This window comes from Rhodobacter aestuarii (assembly GCF_900156655.1).
GTDB classification, from domain to species: domain Bacteria; phylum Pseudomonadota; class Alphaproteobacteria; order Rhodobacterales; family Rhodobacteraceae; genus Rhodobacter; species Rhodobacter aestuarii.
The window spans coordinates 260,023-280,502 of the sequence record NZ_FTOG01000001.1; the positions used below are offsets into that span (position 1 = coordinate 260,023).

General features: G+C 62.4%; 17 protein-coding genes. 12 read left to right on the top strand and 5 right to left on the bottom strand.

Going from position 1 to position 20,480, the window contains the following annotated elements; translation table 11 throughout:
• Positions 1-52 precede the first annotated feature (52 nt).
• Entirely contained in the window at positions 53-937 is an 885-nt protein-coding gene (rarD, locus tag BW967_RS01160; protein WP_076483204.1) for an EamA family transporter RarD, read from the top strand.
• A 41-nt stretch (positions 938-978) separates the two neighbouring features.
• Here the strand turns inward: rarD and BW967_RS01165 are convergent, their stop codons facing one another.
• Positions 979-1,551, bottom strand: coding sequence for an LOG family protein (locus BW967_RS01165; protein ID WP_076483205.1), 573 nt, complete (start codon positions 1,549-1,551; stop codon positions 979-981).
• A gap of 116 nt (positions 1,552-1,667) precedes the next feature.
• Between BW967_RS01165 and BW967_RS18880 the strand changes: the two genes are divergently transcribed.
• The 6 genes from BW967_RS18880 (at position 1,668) to BW967_RS01195 (ending at position 9,942) form a co-directional block, all read left to right on the top strand.
• Positions 1,668-2,972, top strand: a complete 1,305-nt coding sequence (locus BW967_RS18880) for a LysM peptidoglycan-binding domain-containing protein (RefSeq protein ID WP_108188564.1) — start codon at positions 1,668-1,670, stop codon at positions 2,970-2,972.
• Positions 2,973-3,173: 201 nt separating this feature from the next.
• On the top strand, positions 3,174-4,985 hold the full coding sequence (locus BW967_RS01175; RefSeq protein WP_076483563.1) for an ABCB family ABC transporter ATP-binding protein/permease: 1,812 nt from the start codon (positions 3,174-3,176) through the stop codon (positions 4,983-4,985).
• A 112-nt stretch (positions 4,986-5,097) separates the two neighbouring features.
• Entirely contained in the window at positions 5,098-5,742 is a 645-nt protein-coding gene (locus tag BW967_RS01180) for a tetratricopeptide repeat protein (protein ID WP_076483564.1), read from the top strand.
• An 83-nt stretch (positions 5,743-5,825) separates the two neighbouring features.
• Positions 5,826-7,106, top strand: coding sequence for an outer membrane protein assembly factor BamB family protein (locus BW967_RS01185; RefSeq protein WP_083951888.1), 1,281 nt, complete (start codon positions 5,826-5,828; stop codon positions 7,104-7,106).
• A gap of 61 nt (positions 7,107-7,167) precedes the next feature.
• Positions 7,168-8,673 (top strand): ribosome biogenesis GTPase Der, encoded by a 1,506-nt coding sequence (der, locus tag BW967_RS01190; RefSeq protein WP_076483208.1) that lies wholly within the window; start codon positions 7,168-7,170, stop codon positions 8,671-8,673.
• Between the two features lie 108 nt (positions 8,674-8,781).
• The gene (locus BW967_RS01195; RefSeq protein ID WP_076483209.1) at positions 8,782-9,942 is read left to right on the top strand and encodes an amidohydrolase; all 1,161 of its coding nucleotides are present in this window, start codon (positions 8,782-8,784) and stop codon (positions 9,940-9,942) included.
• Here the strand turns inward: BW967_RS01195 and BW967_RS01200 are convergent.
• From BW967_RS01200 to BW967_RS01210, 3 genes are all read right to left on the bottom strand, one after another.
• On the bottom strand, positions 9,939-12,011 hold the full coding sequence (locus tag BW967_RS01200) for a sensor histidine kinase (protein ID WP_076483210.1): 2,073 nt from the start codon (positions 12,009-12,011) through the stop codon (positions 9,939-9,941). The two genes, BW967_RS01195 and BW967_RS01200, sit on opposite strands and share 4 nt — an antisense overlap.
• Positions 12,012-12,196: 185 nt before the next feature.
• Entirely contained in the window at positions 12,197-12,916 is a 720-nt protein-coding gene (locus BW967_RS01205; RefSeq protein ID WP_076483211.1) for a Bax inhibitor-1/YccA family protein, read from the bottom strand.
• A 145-nt stretch (positions 12,917-13,061) separates the two neighbouring features.
• Positions 13,062-14,021, bottom strand: a complete 960-nt coding sequence (locus BW967_RS01210) for an NADPH:quinone oxidoreductase family protein (protein ID WP_076483212.1) — start codon at positions 14,019-14,021, stop codon at positions 13,062-13,064.
• Between the two features lie 372 nt (positions 14,022-14,393).
• Between BW967_RS01210 and BW967_RS01215 the strand changes: the two genes are divergently transcribed.
• The 3 genes from BW967_RS01215 (at position 14,394) to BW967_RS01225 (ending at position 17,026) form a co-directional block, all read left to right on the top strand.
• On the top strand, positions 14,394-14,756 hold the full coding sequence (locus BW967_RS01215) for a helix-turn-helix domain-containing protein (RefSeq protein ID WP_076483213.1): 363 nt from the start codon (positions 14,394-14,396) through the stop codon (positions 14,754-14,756).
• 82 nt (positions 14,757-14,838) lie between these two features.
• Positions 14,839-15,660: an inositol monophosphatase family protein gene (locus BW967_RS01220; RefSeq protein ID WP_076483214.1), complete on the top strand. Its 822-nt coding sequence runs from the start codon at positions 14,839-14,841 to the stop codon at positions 15,658-15,660.
• Between the two features lie 28 nt (positions 15,661-15,688).
• Entirely contained in the window at positions 15,689-17,026 is a 1,338-nt protein-coding gene (locus tag BW967_RS01225; RefSeq protein ID WP_076483565.1) for an 8-oxoguanine deaminase, read from the top strand.
• Positions 17,027-17,088: 62 nt separating this feature from the next.
• Here the strand turns inward: BW967_RS01225 and guaD are convergent, their stop codons facing one another.
• The gene (gene guaD, locus BW967_RS01230; RefSeq protein ID WP_076483215.1) at positions 17,089-18,375 is read right to left on the bottom strand and encodes a guanine deaminase; all 1,287 of its coding nucleotides are present in this window, start codon (positions 18,373-18,375) and stop codon (positions 17,089-17,091) included.
• A gap of 128 nt (positions 18,376-18,503) precedes the next feature.
• Here guaD and mgtE point away from each other — a divergent pair, with 128 nt between their 5' ends.
• A complete protein-coding gene (gene mgtE / locus BW967_RS01235; RefSeq protein ID WP_076483216.1) occupies positions 18,504-19,883 on the top strand; it encodes a magnesium transporter in 1,380 nt (459 codons plus the stop codon).
• Positions 19,880-20,440: a 5-formyltetrahydrofolate cyclo-ligase gene (locus BW967_RS01240; RefSeq protein ID WP_076483217.1), complete on the top strand. Its 561-nt coding sequence runs from the start codon at positions 19,880-19,882 to the stop codon at positions 20,438-20,440. Before mgtE ends, BW967_RS01240 begins: the two co-directional genes overlap by 4 nt.
• Positions 20,441-20,480 lie beyond the last annotated feature (40 nt).

Below are 20,480 nucleotides of genomic sequence, written 5' to 3' on the forward strand. Positions count from 1 at the left end.
TTGACGGCGCCGCAAGGGCGGGCTCTTAAGCGTTTTGACGCAGGAGAAAGCGATGCAAGAGACCACCAAAGGCTTTTGGGCGATTGTTGCGGCCTGCGTGGTTTGGGGGCTGTCGGGCATCTATTATAAGGCGCTCTCTGAGGTGCCCCCGACCGAGGTCTTGGCGCATCGCACAATCTGGTCGGCGGTCTTTTTGGGGGCGGTGGTCGCGGCGCAGGGCCGGGGCGCGGTGCTTTGGGCGGCGCTACGAAGCCGCGCTTTGCGGGTGCTGCTGGTTGCCGCCGTGGTTATTTCAATCAACTGGTTTGGTTTTATTTGGTCGGTGCAAAACGGACATGCGGTCGAAGCTTCGCTCGGCTACTACATCTTCCCGTTGGTCGCCGTGGCTTTGGGTATGGCAGTCTTTGGCGAAAAGATGGGGCGCGCCCAAGGGATGGCTGTGGCCATTGCCGCCGTCGCGGTGGGTTACCTGACTTGGGCCTTGGGCGCGGCACCTTGGATTGCGCTTCTGCTCGCGGGCACTTTTGGCCTTTATGGGCTGATCAAAAAGCGCATCGAAGTGCCGCCTGTGATCTCGGTTTTGGCCGAGGTGGTGATTTTGGTGCCGCTTGCGGTGGGGCTACTGGCGGCGAAGCACTTTGGCTGGTTTGGTCTGCCGCCCCATTCTGGGGCCTTTGGGCAAAGCCTCAGCCATTCGGTGATGCTGGCTTTTTCCGGCATTTTGACCGGCGGGCCTTTGATGCTCTTTTCCTATGCGGCGCGGCGGGTGCGCATGGCCACTTTGGGGCTGGTGCAATACCTTAACCCCACGCTGCAATTCCTTGTGGCGGTTGTGGTTTTTGCCGAACCCTTCACCGCGGCCCATGCGGTCGCCTTCCCGCTGATTTGGGGCGCTTTGGCACTCTATTCCGCCGCCAGCCTGCGCCGCAAAGGCTGAGCTTGCGGGGGTAGCGCCCCAGCACCCTTTGCGAGAGGCGTTTAGCTAAAAGCGGTGTCGAGCGCGGTCTCCAGCGCTTCGACCGTGTCGATCACTTGCACCATGTCCAAAAGGCTTGCGCTGGCAAACCCCTCCGCCACCACATGGTCATTGAGCGCCAAGAGCGGGTTCCAATAGCCCTCGGTATTGAGCAGATAGATCGGCTTTTCATGCAGCCCGATCTGGCGCCATGTGAGCACCTCGTAAAACTCATCCAAACTGCCCGCGCCGCCGGGCAGCACCACCACCGCATCCGAGTTCATATGCATGACCTTTTTGCGCTCATGCATGTTTTCGGTGACGATGAAAGTGTTCAGATCGCGCTTGCCGACCTCAAGGCGAAACAGATGTTCGGGGATCACGCCAAAGGTCTCGGCCCCGGCCTCTTGTGCGGCGCGCGCGACCTCGCCCATCAGCCCCACATCGCCCGCCCCATAAACCAACCGCCAGCCGCGCCGCGCCAGCATTTGCCCGGTGGCTTGGGCATCATTGGTATAGGCGGCGCGGGTGCCGTGGCGCGAGCCGCAGAACACACAGACCGAACGGGCGGGTTTGACGGGGGAGGAAGCACTCATCTGACGGTCCTTATGGGAAAATTCGACTTTGGCGGGAGTTGCTTTCCTTCGTGATACCGGGTCAGATGAGCGCACTCAAGCGGCGGGTGGCTGCCAAGACGAAGAAGGATCGCGCGATGTCCGAAGGTGGAATTCGGGGCGGGGCTTGGCTCGGCGGGGCGAGCGCGCTGGTGCTGGCGCTCGCGGGCTATGGTTGGTGGAGTTTCTCCGGGCGCGATCTGACGCCCGCGCCCGCACCGGAACCCAAGCTGGCCATGCCGGAGGCGGTCACAGAACCCGCCGTTGCGCCCGCGCTCGCGGTGGAGCCTGCGCCAGAAATCGTGCCAGAGCCTGTGCTTGCACAGGAAACATCGCCCGAAGTTGTGGCCCCGGAGCCCGAGCCTGCGCCCGTTTTGGCGGAAGATGTGCAGCCGGACCCAGAGCCCGCCCCCGTGGCCCGCTATGATGCTTTGCGCGTGACGCCTGAAGGGGCACTAACTTTGGCGGGCACCGTGGCGCCCGGTGCGCAGGTGGAATTGCTGCTTGAAGGCGCGGTGATTGAGACGGTGACCCCCAACGCCACCGGAGCCTTTGCCGCACTCGTGGATATTGACCCTTCTGCCGAACCGCGTGCGCTGCAGCTCCGGGTGACCGGGGAAGATGGCGTCGCGCAAGTGGCGGGCGAAAGCCTGACCGTCGCGCCAAGCCCGCTTGCCCTTGCGCAGGCGGCGACCGAGGCAGGTGCGGCCCCTGACGCCGTGGCCGAACAGGTGGAGGCGGCGCAGGTTTTGGCCGAAAAGCCGCTGGTCACCGATGCTGAGACCGGCACCACTCGCGTGCTGGCGGGCGCGGCCGTCGATTTGGTGATCGACACGCTGGCTTTCGCGCCCGATGACACGATCACGCTGTCGGGCCGGGGCGCGCCCGAGGCGGCGCTTTTGCGCGCCTATATCGACAATGCCGAGGTCGGGCTTGTGCAAGCGGGCAGCACGGGGGATTGGTCGATGCGCTTGCCTGCCGCCGCTGCCGGGCCGCATAGCCTGCGCGTCGATGCGCTGGATGCGGCGGGCAAAGTGCTCGCACGTGCCGAACAAGCCTTTGAAGGCGTGGCACCGCCAGTTTTGGAGGCGGCCCTTGCCCCAATGCCCGATCTGCCGCAGGCCAGTGCCATGCTCACCACCGCGCCGCCGCAACCCGAGACGGTTGCAACCGCCGCGCCGCAGCCTGAGCCAGCAAAGGCCTCTGCGCCTCAATCGGCACCCGCCTCCGGGCCGCCGCGCACCCGTGCTGTGACGATCGCGGCGGGCAACACGCTTTGGGCGATTGCCGGGGCGACCTATGGCGACCCCTATCTTTACGTGCAGATATTTGAGGCGAACCGCGACCAAATCCGTGACCCCGACCGGATCTACCCCGGGCAGGTCTTTACGCTGCCCGAATAGGCGCGGCCTATGCGCGTTGGTTTTGCCTTGGGCAAACCGCGTGCCGTTGCGGGCTGTGGGCCGAGGCCGCGCCCACTTGGCACTGGACAATCCCGCCACGGCTTTTAGGTTGCCCCCCGCAGGGGCCTGACCCCGACTCCCTTAAAGATGTTTTGGAAGGAGGGGCTAATGCCGCCCTCTCAGATTACGCAAGCTGGCAAGATGGACAAATCCGAGCGCGCGCGCGGTTGGCGCACAATTCGCTCGGTCGCGCCGTATCTGTGGCCCGCCGATCACCCTTGGGTGAAGAAGCGCGTGATGATTGCGATGGCGTTTTTGATCACGGCCAAGATTGTCGCGGTCTGCACGCCCTTCCTTTACAAAGCTGCCGTTGATGTGCTGGCGGGCGAGGGCCGCTCGGAAGCCTGGCTCTTGCCGCTGGGCGCGATTGCGCTCACCGTAGCCTATGGCGTGGCGCGTCTGATGTCGGTTGGCTTTGGCGAATTGCGTGACGCGGTCTTTGTGCGCGTGGCACAACGCGCGCTTCGCCAATTGGCGCTTGAGACCTTCCAACACATCCACGCGCTTTCTTTGCGCTATCACATCACCCGCAAAACCGGCGGGCTGTCGCGCATCGTTGAGCGTGGGGTGAAGGGCGTCGACTTCCTTTTGCGCTTCATGCTGTTCTCGGTCGGCCCGCTGATTTTGGAGCTGACGCTGGTCACGCTGATCTTCGCGTTTCTGTTTGACTGGCGCTATGCGCTGGTCGTCGTTGGCACGATCTGGACCTATGTCACCTATACGTTCCGCATCACCGAATGGCGCGTTTCGATCCGCAAAAAGATGAACGAGGCCGATAGCGACGCGAACCAAAAAGCGATCGACAGCCTGCTGAACTTTGAAACGGTGAAGTATTTCGGCGCCGAAAAGCGCGAGGCAAAGCGCTATGACGCCTCGATGCACCATTATGAACAAGCGGCGGTGAAAACTGGGCAAAGCCTTGCCGCGCTCAACGCCGGCCAAGCGCTGATCATCACCACCGGTCTTGTGGCGGTAATGGTGATGGCGGGGCTCGAGGTGCAAGCGGGCACGCTCACCGTGGGCGATTTCGTCATGGTGCAGGCCTATATGATCCAAATCACCATGCCGCTTGGCTTCTTGGGCACGGTGTATCGCGAAATTCGTCAAGCGCTTGTCGATATGGGCGAGATGTTCGATCTGCTGCATCAACCCGCCGAAATCCAAGACGCGCCGGATGCCAAGCCGATCAAGGTCACGGGCGGGGAAATCCGTTTTGAAAACGTCGATTTCGCCTATTACCCGGATCGTCCGATCCTCAAAGGGGTGACGCTTCCGGTGGGCGCGGGGCAGAAGGTGGCGCTGGTTGGCCCCTCTGGCTCGGGCAAATCCACCATTGGGCGGCTCTTGTTCCGCTTCTATGAGGTGACGGGCGGCGCAATCACGATTGACGGGCAAGACCTGCGCGCGGTCACGCAAGAAAGCCTGCATGAGGCGATTGGCGTGGTGCCGCAAGACACGGTGCTTTTCAACGACACGATCCGCTATAACATCGCCTATGGGAAGGCCGAGGCCACGCAAGAAGAGATCGAGGCCGCGGCGAAAAAGGCCAAGATCCATGACTTCGTGATGAGCTTGCCCGAAGGCTATGAGACCCAAGTGGGCGAGCGCGGCCTGAAGCTTTCGGGTGGGGAGAAGCAACGCGTCGGCATTGCGCGCACGCTGCTCAAAGACCCGCCGATCTTACTCTTGGATGAAGCGACCTCGGCGCTTGATACCCAGACCGAACGCGACATCCAAGAAAGCCTTGATGCGATGGAACGGGGCCGCACGGTGATTGTGATCGCGCACCGGCTTTCCACCATTGTTGATGCGGACCGAATTGTGGTGCTCGAACAGGGTGTGATCACCGAAGAAGGCACGCATGAAGAGTTGCTCGCACGCGGGGGCCGCTATGCGGGCATGTGGGCGGTGCAAAAGGCCGAAGAAGAGGCCGAGGCGGAAGCCGCCGAATAAGCGAAAGCGTGTCGGGGCAGCGCCCCCGCTTGCGGCGGTTCAGGGCATTTCCTGCCCTTGGCATTGGTGCGCCCTTGCGTATAGATAGGGCAAAGATCAGGGAGCCTTGAGCGTGCACGACAGCGACAGTTTCATCGACGAAGTCACCGAAGAAGTGCGGCGCGACCGGTTGTGGACGCTGTTTCGCAAATATGGCTGGATCGGCGTTGTCGCGATTTTGGCGCTGGTGGGCGGTTCGGCCTATGTCGAATGGCAAAAGGCTACCGCCAAGGCCGAGGCTGAAAGCTTTGGCGATGCGGTTTTGGCCGCGATGCAGACCGAAAACCCCGGCGAGGCTTTGGCCGGGATTTTGGCCGTTGGTCCTCAAGAGGCTTTGGTGAAATTGCTCACGGCTGCGCAGGCCGCTGAAGATGGCAAGCCCGAAGCCGCGCTTGCGGATTTGCGCGCCGTTGGTGCCGATACAAGCTTGCCCGACAGCCTGCGCCAATTGGCGCGTCTGAAGGCGGTGCTGGTGGCTGGGGATCTGATGAGCGCTGATGAGCGTGCGGCAGAGCTTGAGCTTTTGGCCAATCCCGGTGCGCCGTTCCGCCTCTTGGCGATGGAACAACAAGCGCTGGCGGCGGTGGCGGCGGGTGATACCGATGCCGCGCTGGCCAAGTCACGCGAAATTCTGGCCGAGGATGGCGTCACCTCGGGCTTGCAACAACGCGCGACAGAGTTGATTGTGGCGCTGGGCGGTGACCCGGCGGCGGCCTAAGGCCAAACGTGCGGGCAGGCAGGAACAAGAGCGGGGAGAGTGCCGTGAAGCGGATTGCGGGAATTGCCATTCTGGGCGCGGCCATGGCGCTTACGGCCTGTGAGCGTGAGGTGCATCTGGAAGGCGAGCGGCTTGATCCGCGCGCGGTGCTGGGGGATGGCGGCGGGGCAGAGCCCGCAAGCGCGCTTGAGGCGGCCCGTCCGATTTCACTTCCCGCAGTCGTTGCCAATGCCGATTGGCCGCAACGTGGGGGCAGTGCATCGCATGGGCTGATGAATGCTGCCATCGGGCAGGGGCTGACGCATGTCTGGTCCGCGCCGATCGGGCAGGGGCAATCGCGCCGCTACCGCATTGCCGCCGCGCCTGTGGCGGCGGGTGGCAAGGTCTTCACGCTTGATAGCCGCGCGCAACTGACCGCGACCGCAACCTCGGGCGCCACGGTCTGGGCGACCGATATCGCCGCGCCGGGCGACCGCGATGATGATGCAACCGGTTCGGGTCTCGCCTATGCCGATGGCCGGATTTACGCGACCACGGGCTTTGCCGAACTCGTCGCCGTGGATGCGGCCAGCGGGGCGGTGGTCTGGCGGCAAAAGTTTGATGCGGGCATTGGCGGTGCGCCCACCGTGGCCGATGGCTCTGTTTATGTTCTGGCGCGCGATGGCTCGGCTTGGGCGATAGATGCGGCTGATGGCAAGGTGCAATGGCAAATGGGCGGCGTGCCGGGCAAAGCGGGCATGTCGGGCGTTTCGGCCCCGGCGATTGCTGGCAAAACGGTGATTTTCCCGTTTGCGACGGGCGAGATGGTCGCGGTGGAACGCGCCTCCGGCATGGGCGTTTGGCGCGCGCGGGTCGTGGGCGGGCGCACCGGGCGCGGCTATACGATTGTCTCTGACCTGACCGGCGATCCGGTCGTGGTTGGCAATACCGTCTATGCGGGCTCTTCTGCGGGGAAACTCGGTGCCTTTGATGCCACGAGCGGTATGCGGCTTTGGGGCGCCGATGAAGGCGCTGTGAGCCCGGTGCAAGTTGCTGGCGGCTCAATCTTCCTGATCTCGGACGAAGGCAAGCTGATGCGGCTGGACGCGTCGACGGGCGAAACGATCTGGTCCGAAGACTTGCCCTATTTCGTCAAAGACAAGATCAAGCGCCAAAACGAGATCCATGTGAACCTTGGCCCGGTATTGGCGGGGGGAAAGCTGTTTGTTGTTTCCTCTGACGGGCTGTTGCGCAGCTTCGATCCGGCCAATGGCGCGCTCATTGGGCAGGCCGAAATCCCCGGCGGGGCGGCGACCGATGCGATCGTTGCGGGCTCTACCCTTTATGTCGTTTCGCGCACGGGGCAATTGCACGCTTTCCGTTGAGGGAAAATCCGTGTAAGCGGGCGGCTTCACGCGCGGCTTTTGGCCGCGACAGGAGCATGACATGAGCTTTACCCTTGCCATCGTAGGCCGCCCTAACGTTGGGAAATCGACCCTTTTCAATAGGTTGGTCGGCAAGCGGCTGGCGCTTGTCGATGATACGCCCGGTGTGACCCGCGATTTGCGCGAGGGCGATGCGCGGCTTGGCGATCTGCGTTTTGTGGTGATCGATTCGGCGGGGCTGGAGCTTGCCGAGGATGACAGCCTGCAAGGTCGGATGCGGCGGCTTACCGAGCGCGCGGTGGAGGAAGCGGATATCTGCCTCTTTCTCGTCGATGCGCGGGTGGGCGTGACCCCGGCCGATGAGATTTTTGCCGATATCCTGCGCAAGAAAAACGCCCATGTGATTTTGGCCGCGAACAAGGCCGAAGGCGCGGCGGGCGATGCGGGCGCTTTGGAGGCTTGGGGCCTTGGCCTTGGCGAGCCCATCCGTATTTCTGCAGAACATGGAGAGGGGCTGGACGATCTTTACGACGTGCTGCGCCCCTTGGCCGATGACTTTGCCGAGAGAAACGTCGCGCATATGCCCGAAGTGGATGTGACGCTTTCTGAGGAAGAAGCCGAGGAAGACGAAAGCGCGGTGCCGATGCCGACCGAGGCGCGTCCGCTTCAGCTTGCCGTGATTGGCCGCCCGAATGCGGGCAAATCGACCCTGATCAACAAGATCATCGGTGAAGATCGTTTGCTCACCGGGCCAGAGGCGGGCATCACCCGCGACGCGATTTCAGTCTCGACGAAGTTCATGGGCACGCCGATGCGGATCTGGGACACCGCTGGCATGCGCAAAAAGGCCAAGGTCTCGGGCAAGCTCGAGAAACTCTCGGTCGCCGATGGCCTGCGCGCGGTGCGCTTTGCCGAAGTGGTCGTGGTGCTTTTGGATGTGAACATTCCCTTTGAGGTGCAAGACCTGCGGATCGCCGATTTCGCCGAGACCGAGGGGCGTGCCGTGGTTGTGGCCGCGAACAAATGGGATCTTGAGGAAGACAAACCCGAGAAGCTCAAAGAGCTGCGCGAGAATTTTGAACGCCTGCTGCCGCAGTTGCGTGGCGCGCCTTTGGTCACCGTTTCGGCGAAAACCGGCAAGGGGCTTGATCGGCTGCACAATGCGATCTTGAAGGCCTATGAGGTGTGGAACCGCCGCGTCTCCACCGCAAAGCTGAACCAATGGCTGATCGCGATGACCGAGGCGCACCCGCCGCCCGCGCCGGGCGGGCGCCGCATCAAACTGCGCTATATCACCCAAGCGAAAACCCGCCCGCCGGGGTTTGTGATCAAGGCGACCCATACCGATCAGATCCCGGAAAGCTATGGGCGCTATCTGGTCAATGGGTTGCGCGCCGATTTTGACATGCCCGGCACGCCGATCCGGATTTACTTCCGCGACCAAGGCAGCGCGAACCCCTATAAGGATCGCAAAAAGTCGATCCCTTCGCGGCTGACCAAGCACGTGGAGAAGAAAAAGCACACCGCGCGCAAAGAAAAGGGCCTGCCCTCCAAGCCGAAAGGCTAAACGGGGCGCCCTTGGCGTGATTTGAAAAGCGCAAATCTGTCTCCTTCTCCGCCCCTTGCCGGGGCGGATGGGGCTGGTATCGTGGCACGGTCCAGACCGGAGACCCGAATGCGCGCCGACATCCTTGATCCGCAAGCCCTTGAGGCATTGACCGCATGGCGGCGCGCGCGGCATGCCGCGCCCGAGTTGTCTGGCCATGAGGTGGAGACCGCGCGGCAGGTTTGCGCGGCCTTGCAAGAAACCCGCCCCGATACGTTGCTGTCTGGGCTTGGGGGCAATGGGGTGGCGGCGGTTTATGAAGGCGCGGTACCGGGGCCGAGTGTGATGATCCGCTGCGAGTTGGACGGTTTGCCGATTGCAGAAATTGGTACGCATCCGCACCGCTCAACCGTGCCGGGGCAGGGGCATCTGTGCGGGCATGATGGCCATATGGCGATTGTGCTTGGCGTGGCCCGCTGGCTGGGCATGCATCGGCCCGCGCGGGGGCGCGCTATCTTGCTTTTTCAGCCCGCCGAAGAAGATGGCTCCGGCGCTGCGGCGGTGTTGGCCGATCCGAAATTTGCGCCGTTGCGCCCCGATCTGGCTTTGGCATTGCACAATTATCCGGGGCTGCCCTTGGGCGCTGCGGTGGTGCGCGATGGGGTGGCCCATTGCGCCTCGCGCGGCATGAAGATCGTTCTTGAGGGGCGCACCGCGCACGCCGCGCAGCCCGATTTGGGGCTCTCGCCGGGGCCGGTTTTGGCGCGGCTGATCGAGCGGCTGCCGGGGCTCAGTCAGGGGCACAGCCCGGAGGAAGAGGTTTTCGCATTGGTCACGGTCACCCATGCAAGCCTTGGCGCGCCAAGTTTTGGCATCGCGCCGGGGCGGGCGGAGCTTTGGGTGACTTTGCGCACCCGCACAGATGCGGGGATGCAGCAACTGACCGAAGCGGTCGAAGAATTGATCGCGGCAGAAGTCACCGCCGCGGGGCTGCGCGCCCAACACGAATGGCATGACGTGTTTCGCCATTGCGAAAACGCGCCCGAGGCGGTGGCGGTCTTCACCCGGGCGATGCAGGCGGCGGGCATCCCCGCCACCGATCTGGATCTGCCGATGCGCGCCTCCGAAGATTTTGGCCGGTTTTCGGACCTTTGCCCGGCGGCTATGTTGCTTTTGGGCGCGGGGGAGGAATGCGCGCCGCTGCATGCGCCCGATTACGACTTTCCCGATGCACTGATCGAGCCGGGGGTGGCGCTGTTCACCGCTGCCTTGCGCGCGCAGCTTTTTTAGGCGCGCGGCACGCGCAGGGTGAAGGTGGTGCCTGCGCCCGGCGCGCTTTCAAAGCTCAGCCCGCAGCCGCTCATTTCGGCAAAGCGGCGCGCCAAGGCAAGCCCGACGCCCGCGCCGTCAATGGTGCTGTTTTCATGGCCAAGCCGCTGGAACGCCTCAAAAACCGTTTCATGGTCTTCGGGGGCAATACCGATCCCACTATCGGTGACGCGGATCGCCAGATCGTTGCTGCTCTCTTGATCGAACGAGACCACGACCGCCCCGCCCTCAATATTGTATTTCACCGCATTTGAGATCAGTTGGTCGAGGATGCGGACCAACACTTCGCTGTCGCAGCGCACTTGGGGCAGGGTGTCGGGCGCTTCAATGCGCATCGTAAGCCCCATTCGCGCCGCTTCGGGGGCCATCACCTGCAAGGCGGTTTCGACAAGCGGCAGCACGTCAATCGGTTCGGCTTTCAACTGTATGTCTTGGCGTTCAAGCCGGCTGAGATCGAGCACCATCTCCACCAGCCGCACCAGCGTCCAGCCCGCTTTGGAGATCGCTTTCACCTGTGCGAGCCGCGCCCCGTCAAGCCGCTGCCCGGCAGAGCCTTCCAGCAGATCGGCATAGCCAATGATCGCGGTCAGCGGCGTGCGCAACTCATGGCTCATCGCCGATAGGAAGTCCGATTTCGCCCGGTTCACCGCATCAAGTTTATCGCCCATTTTGACCAGATGCTCGGCCACGCGCTGCAATTCAGTGATTTCCGATTGCCCCGGATCATCAAGCGTGCCGCCTTGGGCAATCACCGCCATCCGGCCTTCAAACGCATTGAGCGGTTCGGCAACGCGGTCGCTCATCTTCTTGGAGCGGCGCCAGAGCACGGCAAAAAAGATCGCGTAGAAGATCACCAAAATGCCGACCATCGTTTGGCTCACGAAGGACAATTGACTGCGCAAAGACGTGGATTCCGTCAAGATGCGGTCCTCATGGGTCAGCACCAAAAGCTGCCAATTCGGCCCGGCAACGGTCGACCACGCCGCAAACATCGGTTCATCAAGCGTGATGCGGCGCAGCCCCTCGGCCTCGGCGCGCATTTCTTTGGCAAGCCCGGAAAGCATGTGCTTGGTGAAGATGTTGAACTCTGCCGGTTTGAACGTATCGGCCAAGATCGCTTCTTCATATTTGTGGCCAACCAATTCGGTCAGCCCAAGGTCGCTTTCGCCCTCGGGCGGCAGGGCAAGGATCGTCCCGTCGCGCCCCACCAAAACCGCATAGCCATCGCCGGGCAGCGCGATATTCAGCACGCGCTCAACAATCGTGCTAATGGTGACGTCAATCCCGACCACGGCTTCGAGCTTGTCTGGGCCATAGACCGGCGCGATGGACGACACCATCCAGCCACCGCCTGCCGGGTCGACATAGGCATCGGTCCAGACCGGTTTGCGCTCCGGGTTATGGGCGGCATCAGCCTCATAATAGAAGTTGTAGCTTGGGATATCCATTTTCGGCGCATAGACGCCGCGCACGTCAAACCATGGATAGATCCGGTTATAGCTGTCCCATGTGTTGAGATAGATCTGCGCGATCAGCGGATCGGCCTGCTGGATCGAGCGCATCAGCGGGTCAAGCGGCACTGTGCGCCAGACCTTCTCTTTCTCGGCAGGGCCTACGGGCACAAAGCCAGAATAAAAGACTGCCGAGCCGCCATTATCTGCGGTGGTGACAAAGGCGCCCTCTGCGGTCATCGCGTGGCGACCCTTTTCGGCGGCGCTGACGGTCGCGGGCGTGGCAAGCGCGCGCCCGGTTTCTTCGGCATAGACTTTGGTCAGCGCCGAAATCGCATCAAGCCGATGGGCGATGATATTCGCCTCGCGCGTGGCAGCGTCGCGCAGCCCGTCTGACGAAATTTGCGTGATGGCGGCGGCGGAGCGTTCATAGACCACCTGATTGGTGGCCCAGTAGATCGAGAGAAACCCGAGTTCGATCAGCAAAAGCGGGACAAGTGCCGCGCGCACATAGGCGCGCCACAACCATGTCTTCAGAGGCACCGGCGCCGGTGCCCTTGCCTTGCCAAACAGTCTCACGCGCACCCCCCTGCGCCCCCAAGCCCTACCTAGTCCTCTTGGGGCTAGCACGAAAGAGTCGCTAAAGTATGGAAAGGGCTGCGGGCCAATCTGTCGCAATTAAAACAATTCAAAAGGCTTCTGCCCAAAGAAAAAGCCCCGTGCGGACACGGGGCTTTCCGGAGGTGCTGCGGGGAGGCGCGTTGTTATTCGCGGTTGCCCAGGAACTGCAGCAAGAACATGAAGAGGTTCAGGAAGTCGAGGTAGAGCTGCAAAGCGCCCAAGATCGCCGCCTTGCCAAGGAAGTCGGAATCGCTGTGCGCGAGTTGCAGATAGGTGTTTTTGATGTTTTGCGTGTCGTAAGCGGTCAGACCGGCAAAGATCAGCACACCCAGCACCGAGATTGCAAATTGCAGCGCGCTCGAGGCGATGAAGATGTTCAGGATCGAGGCGATCACCAGACCGACAACGCCCATCATCAGGAACGAGCCAAACGCGCTCAGGTTGCGCTTCGTGGTGTAGCCGTAAAGCGAGAGCGAGGCGAAGGCGATCGCTGTCACCAAGAAGGTCTGGGCGATCGAAATGCCGGTATAGGCTTTGAAGATGAAGCTGATCGACAGGCCCATCAGCGCCGAATAGCCAATGAAGACCATTTGAGCGGTTTGCGTCGACATTTTGTGGATCATCGCGCCGAAGGCAAAGACAACGGCCAGCGGCGCCAGCATCACCACCCATTTGATCGGGGTGCCGAAGATCGCAGCAATCAGTTGGTCGTTGGTACCCACGCCAAAGGCGACCGCACCGGTGATCAACATCGCCAGCGACATCAGCCCATAGACTTTGTTCATGTGGGCGCGCAGCCCCTCGTCGATGCGGGCCGCATTGCCCGCGACCGATCGGGCGCGCATGGTATTGAAATCAGCCATCGAGTGCCTCCTTGAAGATCATGGCGGCGCTTGTTCGGCACCGCTTCAGGGTGTCATTTGGGAAAGGCGGGGGCAGGTTTCAAGAAGTTTCCGCCGGATTTTGGCGCCAATTTTCCCGTCTTTTGCCCCGACCTTGCGGCAGTCGTCACCGCATCGTGACGACAATCTTTCCGGTGGAGCGGCGCGTGCGCAGCATCTCCAACGCCTCTTCCACCTGATCGAGCGGGAAGGTGGCGGAAATATGGGGCTTTAAGCTGCCATCTGCGGCCAAAGCGAACAACTCTTGCATCGAGCGGCGCAGTGCCGCGGGGTCCAGTTTCAGATAACCGCCCCAATAAAGGCCGTGGACTTCAAGGTTCTTCACGAGCGCGTGATTGAGCTTTAGCTCGGGCTGTTCGCCACCCGCGAAGCCAATCACCAAGAACCGTCCGCCGGGTCTCAGCGCGCCAAAGCCCGCCGTGCCCAAAGCGCCGCCCACCGCGTCATAGACCACATCCGCACCGCCAAGGTCTTTCAGCGCGGCCTTCAGATCGGGCGTTTCGGCATCCAGCACCTCCGCCGCGCCTGCGGCTTTGGCGACGGCGAGCTTTTCCAGCCCGCGCGCCACCGCAATCACCCGCGCGCCCATCCGCGCGCCAATTTCCACCGCCGTCAGCCCCACGCCGCCTGCCGCGCCCAGAACCACAAGCGTTTCCCCCGGTGCCAGCCGCGCGCGCTGGGTGAGTGCGAGATGCGATGTGCCATAAGCGATTTGAAAAGCGGCTGCCGTTTCAAAGCTGATCGTTTCGGGCAGCACGGTGCAGCGCGCCTCCGCAAACACGCCCGCCTCGGCCAGCCCGCCTTGCCCGGCATAAATCGCAACCCGCGTTCCGGGGGCAAGCGTTGTGCACGGCCCGGCAGCGGTGACCGTGCCTGCCGCCTCAAGCCCCAGCACGAAGGGCAGGGGGGGCGTATCTTGATACTTGCCCGCACACATCAAGAGATCGGCAAAGTTCAGCCCGCAAGCGGCGATCTCTACCGCCACTTCGCCCGGTCCGGGGGCGGGCAGGGGGCGGTCTGTCAGCCGCGGCGGGGCGTCATGGGCGGTCACTTCATAGGCGCGCATTGGGTCCGGTTCCTTGCTCTTATGGTGACGATAACGGTGCAAAGGCGTTCCGACCAGCCCCGATGGACTGCACTGTCTGGTTCAGGGTGAGGCGACTGCGGGGGGTGTCCGAATCAACCTGTGCGAGAATGCAAAAGTGACGCAAGGGTAGTTGCAGCTTGCATTGCAACTTGCAAAACATCTTGCGGATGAAAGGCTTTTCGGCGGTGCGCCTTTGGGCTGTTTACGATGTTTGATTGACAAACTGGGTCAATCGGCGCCAACTTTTGGTCTAGTAACTATCTTTTTTGCTAGGTTTTTGTGTTTGAGGCCGAACTCTCTTTTTTCGTCGTGTTATTCTGAGGACCGAAGTGATTTTCCGGGGAAGTGGGAATGAAGCATCCAGTTGATGTCCATGTGGGCAAACGTATCCGTCATCGCCGCTGGATGGTGGGGGTAACGCAACAACAGCTGGCCGATAAGGTTGGCATCAAGTTTCAGCAGATCCAAAAGTATGAAACCGGGATGAACCGCGTTTCAGCTTCGCGGCTGTGGGATATCGCCGATGCGCTTGACGTGCCGGTGTCGTTCTTCTTCGAAGGGCTTGCGGGCGAAGAGCCCGAGGCCAGTAGCAGAGAAGGCGATCTTTTCTCCGACAAAGAAGCCTTGGCACTGGTGCGGTCGTATTACGCGATCCCGGAAGAACAGCGTCGTCGGCTCTTTGAACTCGCGAAGGTGCTTTCGAACGTGGCTTGATCCGCTGCGGCCGAAAGGTTTTAAGAACGGGGAGCGGAAACGCTCCCCTTTCTTTTTGCCCACTCGCTTTCGGAGTTATCTCATGCCGCATGCGTTCTCTTTGGCTGAACAGGCCGATCTCCTCTCCACCGCAGAGGCATTGGCCGAGGCGGCGCGGGGGGCGACGCTGGCGCATTTCCGCCCGCAAGGCGGGATTGGGGCGGAAAACAAGCTCACAAGCGGCTTTGACCCTGTCACCGTGGCCGACCGTGCCGCCGAAGCGGCGATGCGCGAGATTTTGGCCACCCGGCGCCCGAAAGACGGAATCTGGGGCGAGGAATATGGCGTCACCAAAGGAACCTCCGGCTTCACTTGGGTGCTTGATCCGATTGATGGCACGCGGGGCTATTTGTCGGGCACGCCCACTTGGGGGGTGCTGATCGGGCTGTCCGAGGAAGGGGAAAGCAAACCGGGCGCGCCGCTGATGGGGGTGATTGATCAGCCCTATATTGGCGAGCGTTTTCTGGGCGGCTTTGGCACGGCGCGGGTCACTGGCCCGATGGGGCAGGCCGAGTTGCGCGCGCGGGCGGGCGGCGATCTTGCGCAAGCGGTGCTGTTTTCCACCTTCCCCGAGGTCGGCACGGCTGAGGAAGGCGCGGCTTTCGCGCGGCTCGCCAAACAGGTGAAACTCACCCGCTATGGCACGGATTGCTATGCCTATGCGCTTTTGGCGGCAGGGCAGATTGATCTTGTGGTGGAAGCGGGGCTGCAACCCTATGACGTGGCCGCGCCGATTGCAGTGATTGAGGCCGCAGGCGGCCTTGTCACCGATTGGGCGGGTGGCCCTGCTTACGAAGGCGGCCGGGTGCTCGCCGCCGCCAATGCCGAAATTCACGCCGCCGCAATGGCAGTTTTGCAGGGCTGAACCGCCCGCCGAGATCAAGGAGACCACGATGCGTGAGGTTTTGATCCAAGCCGCCGAGGTCGTGGTGACGATGGATGGCACCCGGCGCGAGTTGAAAGGCGCCGATGTGCTGATCCGGGGCGGGGTGATTGCCGCCGTGGGCGAGGGGCTCACCAGCGAGGGGCAGGTCGTCTCGGCCAAGGGCTGCGTGGTCACGCCCGGTTTGATCAACACCCACCACCATCTTTATCAAACGCTCACCCGCGCGGTGCCGGGCGGGCAAGATGCGTTGCTCTTTGGCTGGCTCAAAACGCTTTACCCGATCTGGGCGCAGATGGGGCCGGAAGAGATACATGTCTCGGCGCTCACCGGCTTGGCCGAGCTTGCGTTGTCGGGCTGCACGCTCAGCTCCGATCATCTCTATCTCTACCCCAATGGCGCGCGGCTCGATGATACGATCGCGGCGGCCGATGACATTGGCCTGCGTTTTCACCCCACACGCGGCGCGATGAGCATTGGCGAAAGCGCCGGTGGTCTGCCGCCCGACAGTCTGGTGGAGCGTGAAGCGGCCATTTTGGAGGATTGCATCCGGGTGATTGACGCCCACCACGACCCGCGCGCGGGCGCGATGGTGCGGGTGGGGGTGGCGCCCTGTTCGCCGTTTTCGGTCAGCCGCGAGTTGATGCGCGATGCGGCTTTGCTCGCGCGCGACAAAGGCGTGATGCTGCACACCCATCTGGCGGAAAATGACGAAGACATCGCCTATAGCTTGCATCACTTCGGCTGTCGCCCCGGCCAATATGCCGAGGATTTGGGTTGGACGGGGGCCGATGTCTGGCACGCGCATTGCGTGAAACTTTCTAGCGAGGAAATCGGGCTTTTTGCCCGCTCGCTCACCGGGGTGGCGCATTGCCCCTGTTCGAACTGTCGCCTTGGTTCGGGCATCGCACCGGTGCGGGCGATGCGCGACGCGGGGGTTAAGGTGGCGCTCGGTGTTGATGGTTCTGCCAGCAACGACGCGGGCAATCTGATCGGAGAGGCACGCCAAGCGATGCTGTTGCAGCGCGTGCAAAATGGGGCCGATGCCATGTCGGTGCGCGAGGCGCTGGAAATCGCCACTTTGGGCGGCGCGCAGGTCTTGGGGCGGTCTGATCTGGGCAGCCTAGAGCCCGGCAAACGCGCCGATCTGGCGATTTGGGATGTGTCGGGCCTAGAGGCCGCAGGGGCGTGGGATCCGGTCGCCGCGCTATTGCTCTCTGGCCCCACACGCGTGAAGCATCTCTTTGTCGAGGGGCGGCAAGTGGTGGCGGAGGGCCAAATCACCACGCTTGATCTGCCCCGCGTGATTGAACGCCACAACGCTTTGGCACGCAAACTCGCCCGTTGACCGCCCCTTTCTTCTTGGCCGAAATACCTCGGGGGTCCGGGGGCAGCGCCCCCGGCTTGCGCTCAAACCTGCCGCTGGCCCGCCACCCAGACGGCAGAAATCGCCCGGTCATCGCCCATCATGATGGTGGGGAAGAGGCTTTCCCAAAAGTCCTCCGCCCGCGCCACGCGCTGCGCGATGACAGGGGTGGAGGCGAGATCAAGCGCGATCAGATCGGCCTCCATGCCGGGCGCAAGGTTGCCCACACGCTCCTCGATCCGCAACAGCCGCGCCGCGCCTGTGGTGGCCAAATACCAAAGCTGTGCGGGATGCAGCGCCACGCCGCGCAGTTGCGCCACCTCATAGGCCGCCGCCATCGTGCGCAGCATCGAGAAGTTGGAGCCGCCGCCGGTATCGGTGGCAAGCCCCACGCGTAGCCCCGCGCCCGCCAGCCCCGCCGCATCAAAAAGCCCCGAGCCGATGAAGGTGTTGGAGGTCGGGCAATGCGCCAGCCCCGCGCCCACCTCGCGCAGCCGGGCCACCTCGCGCGGCTCAAGGTGGATCGCATGGCCGTAAACGCCATTTTCTCCAAGCAGACCAAAGGTTTCATAGGTGTCTAGGTAGTCCCGCGCCTGCGGGTAGAGGCTTTTCACCCAAGCGATTTCATCGACCTGCTCGCTCAGATGCGTTTGCATCAAGCAATCGGGATGCTCGGCCCACAGGCTGCCCAAGGCCAAAAGTTGATCGGGGGTCGAGGTGGGCGAAAACCGGGGCGTGATGACGTAAGACAGCCTGTCGCGCCCGTGCCAATGCTCCAAAAGCGCCTTGCTTTCATCATAGGCCGCTTGCGCGGTATCGCGCAGGCCCTCGGGCGCGGTGTCGCGGTCCATGCAGGTGCGGCCCGCAAGCGCGCGCAGTCCGCGCGCCTGCGCCTCGGCAAAGAACGCCTCGACCGAGGCCGGGTGGATCGTGGCATAGCTGCACATGGAGGTCGTGCCATGCGCGAGCGCCAAATCGAAATAGGTGCTTGCCACCGCCGCCGCATAGGCCGGGTCCGCAAAGCGCATTTCTTCGGGGAAGGTGTAGGTGTTGAGCCAATCAATCAACCGCTTGCCCCAACTCGCGATGATCGCGGTTTGCGGGTAGTGGACATGGGTATCAATGAACCCCGCCGAGAGAAGCTTGTCGCCCATATCGGTCATGGTGGCCTGCGGGTAGCGCGCGCGCAGATCGTCTGCGGTGCCCACATCCGCAATGCGCCCCTCTTCAATGGCCACAGCCCCGCGCCGTTCATGCCGCGCGGCGCTTGCGCCTTCCGCCATCGGATCCGCGGCAAACCACAGCACCTGCCCGAAGATCAGCTCGACCATCTTATGCTCCTTATTCTTCGCCCCATGCTAGGGTGCGCTCAAGACTTTGCCAATCTCGCCTTTTGTGTTGCGAATGGCTCGTTTAAGGTGCCCCCAAGCCGAGACAAGCCATTTCAAGCGGGGGCGGAATGACGGAAGAGCGGACAGAAGACGATTTTGAAGAAGACTATGCGCTGTCTGGAGACTTGGTTGAACAGGTTCTGGCGGCGACGGAGGCACAAGACGCCCCCCTTCTGACAGAGCTTCTGGAACCGCTGCACCCTGCTGACATTGCCGACCTTCTGGAACAGGTGGGCTCGCATGATCGGCGTGAACTGCTTCGGCTTTATGGCCCCGAGATGGACGGGGAAATCCTCACCGAGATCGACGAATCGATCCGCGAAGAGGTGATCGAACAACTGCCCGCTGAAGTGCTGGCCGAGGCGGTTCGCGAACTTGATTCCGATGACGTGGTCGACCTGATCGAAGATCTGGAAGAGCCGCAGCAGGAAGCCATCCTTGAGGCGCTCGATGAAAGCGATCGGGCGGCGGTGGAGCAATCGCTCACATGGCCGGAATATTCGGCGGGTCGCTTGATGCAACGCGAGGTGGTGACCGCGCCTGCGCATTGGACCGTGGGCGAAGCGATTGATTTTCTGCGTGCCGAGGAATGGTTGCCCGATCAGTTTTACCATGTGGTGCTGGTTGACCCCGGTCATCATCCGGTGGGCTATGTCACCTTGGGTAAGGTCTTGGCCTCAAAGCGCGATGTGGCGCTGGCTTCGATCACCGAAGACAGTTTCCGCACCATCTGGGCGCGTCAAGAAGAGGCCGATGTCGCCTATGCGTTCAATCAATATCACCTGATTTCTGCCCCCGTTGTGGATGATGACGACCGCCTTGTCGGCGTGATTACCATCGACGATGCGATGAACGTGCTTGATGAAGAGCACGAAGAAGACATTCTCCGCCTTGCCGGTGTGGGCGATGAAAGCTCGATCTCGGACAGTGTGGCCGAGACCGTGCGCCAGCGCCTGCCGTGGCTGATGGTGAACCTTCTCACTGCGATCATCGCTTCGGGGGTGATTGCGCTCTTTGAGGGCACGATTGAGCGGCTCGTTGCTTTGGCGGTGCTGATGCCGATTGTGGCTTCGATGGGCGGCAATGCGGGCACGCAAACGCTGACCGTGGCGGTGCGGGCACTTGCCACCAAAAGCCTGACCGAAAGCAACGTATGGCGGGTGATCCGACGCGAGGCGGTGGTGGGCTTTGCCAATGGCGCGGTCTTCGCCGCTGTGATGGGGGCTGTGGCTTGGGTCTGGTTTGGGGCGCCCGAATTGGGCGTTGTGATCGGCGTGGCGATGGTGATCAATCTTTTCGTCGCAGCACTTGCGGGCATTGCTGTGCCCTTGGCGCTGGAGCGCTTGGGGGCAGACCCCGCGCTCGCCTCGGGCACCTTTGTTACAACGGTCACCGATGTGGTGGGTTTCTTTGCCTTCTTGGGGCTGGCGGGGCTGGTGCTGCTATGAGCGATTTGATCGAATTAAAAGCGGCCGCCCGTAAGCAAGCTTTCGCCCGCCGCAAGGAAGCCTTTGCTGCGGGGCAGGGCTGGGCGTGCCAGCATCTGACCGCGGCGCTGATGCGCTTTGGCCCTGCGCCTTTGGCGGGTTATATGCCGATCCGCACCGAGATCGACCCGCGCCGGGTGATGGAGGGGCATTCCGGCCCGGTGGGCGTGCCGGTGATTTTGGGGCCGGGACGGGGGCTTATTTTCCGCAAATGGACTGCCCAGACCCCACTCATTGAAGGCGAATATGGCGCGGCGATCCCGCAAGACGGGCCAGAGATCACGCCGCGTGTGTTGATTGTGCCGCTTGTCGCGTTTGATCGGCGCGGCTATCGGCTTGGCTATGGCGGCGGTTTTTATGATCGCACACTTGAGGCGCTGCGCTCCAAAGGTCCAACCACGGCGATTGGCTATGCCTTTAGCGCGCAAGAAATCGACGAAGTGCCGATTGAGCCGACCGATCAACCGCTGGATCTGATTGTCACGGAAAACGGCCCGATCTGGCCGCGCGGGGCCTGACCTCCTGCGCTGCCAATACCCTTGCTTTTGGGCCGCCCTT

Bases quoted from the DNA above. Each gene is read 5' to 3' on its own strand.
- rarD (WP_076483204.1), top strand. From the start codon at position 53: ATGCAAGAGACCACCAAAGGCTTTTGGGCGATTGTTGCGGCCTGCGTG.
- BW967_RS01165 (WP_076483205.1), bottom strand. From the start codon at position 1,551: ATGAGTGCTTCCTCCCCCGTCAAACCCGCCCGTTCGGTCTGTGTGTTC.
- BW967_RS18880 (WP_108188564.1), top strand. From the start codon at position 1,668: ATGTCCGAAGGTGGAATTCGGGGCGGGGCTTGGCTCGGCGGGGCGAGC.
- BW967_RS01175 (WP_076483563.1), top strand. From the start codon at position 3,174: ATGGACAAATCCGAGCGCGCGCGCGGTTGGCGCACAATTCGCTCGGTC.
- BW967_RS01185 (WP_083951888.1), top strand. From the start codon at position 5,826: ATGGCGCTTACGGCCTGTGAGCGTGAGGTGCATCTGGAAGGCGAGCGG.
- der (WP_076483208.1), top strand. From the start codon at position 7,168: ATGAGCTTTACCCTTGCCATCGTAGGCCGCCCTAACGTTGGGAAATCG.
- BW967_RS01195 (WP_076483209.1), top strand. From the start codon at position 8,782: ATGCGCGCCGACATCCTTGATCCGCAAGCCCTTGAGGCATTGACCGCA.
- BW967_RS01205 (WP_076483211.1), bottom strand. From the start codon at position 12,916: ATGGCTGATTTCAATACCATGCGCGCCCGATCGGTCGCGGGCAATGCG.
- BW967_RS01210 (WP_076483212.1), bottom strand. From the start codon at position 14,021: ATGCGCGCCTATGAAGTGACCGCCCATGACGCCCCGCCGCGGCTGACA.
- BW967_RS01215 (WP_076483213.1), top strand. From the start codon at position 14,394: ATGAAGCATCCAGTTGATGTCCATGTGGGCAAACGTATCCGTCATCGC.
- BW967_RS01220 (WP_076483214.1), top strand. From the start codon at position 14,839: ATGCCGCATGCGTTCTCTTTGGCTGAACAGGCCGATCTCCTCTCCACC.
- BW967_RS01225 (WP_076483565.1), top strand. From the start codon at position 15,689: ATGCGTGAGGTTTTGATCCAAGCCGCCGAGGTCGTGGTGACGATGGAT.
- guaD (WP_076483215.1), bottom strand. From the start codon at position 18,375: ATGGTCGAGCTGATCTTCGGGCAGGTGCTGTGGTTTGCCGCGGATCCG.
- mgtE (WP_076483216.1), top strand. From the start codon at position 18,504: ATGACGGAAGAGCGGACAGAAGACGATTTTGAAGAAGACTATGCGCTG.
- BW967_RS01240 (WP_076483217.1), top strand. From the start codon at position 19,880: ATGAGCGATTTGATCGAATTAAAAGCGGCCGCCCGTAAGCAAGCTTTC.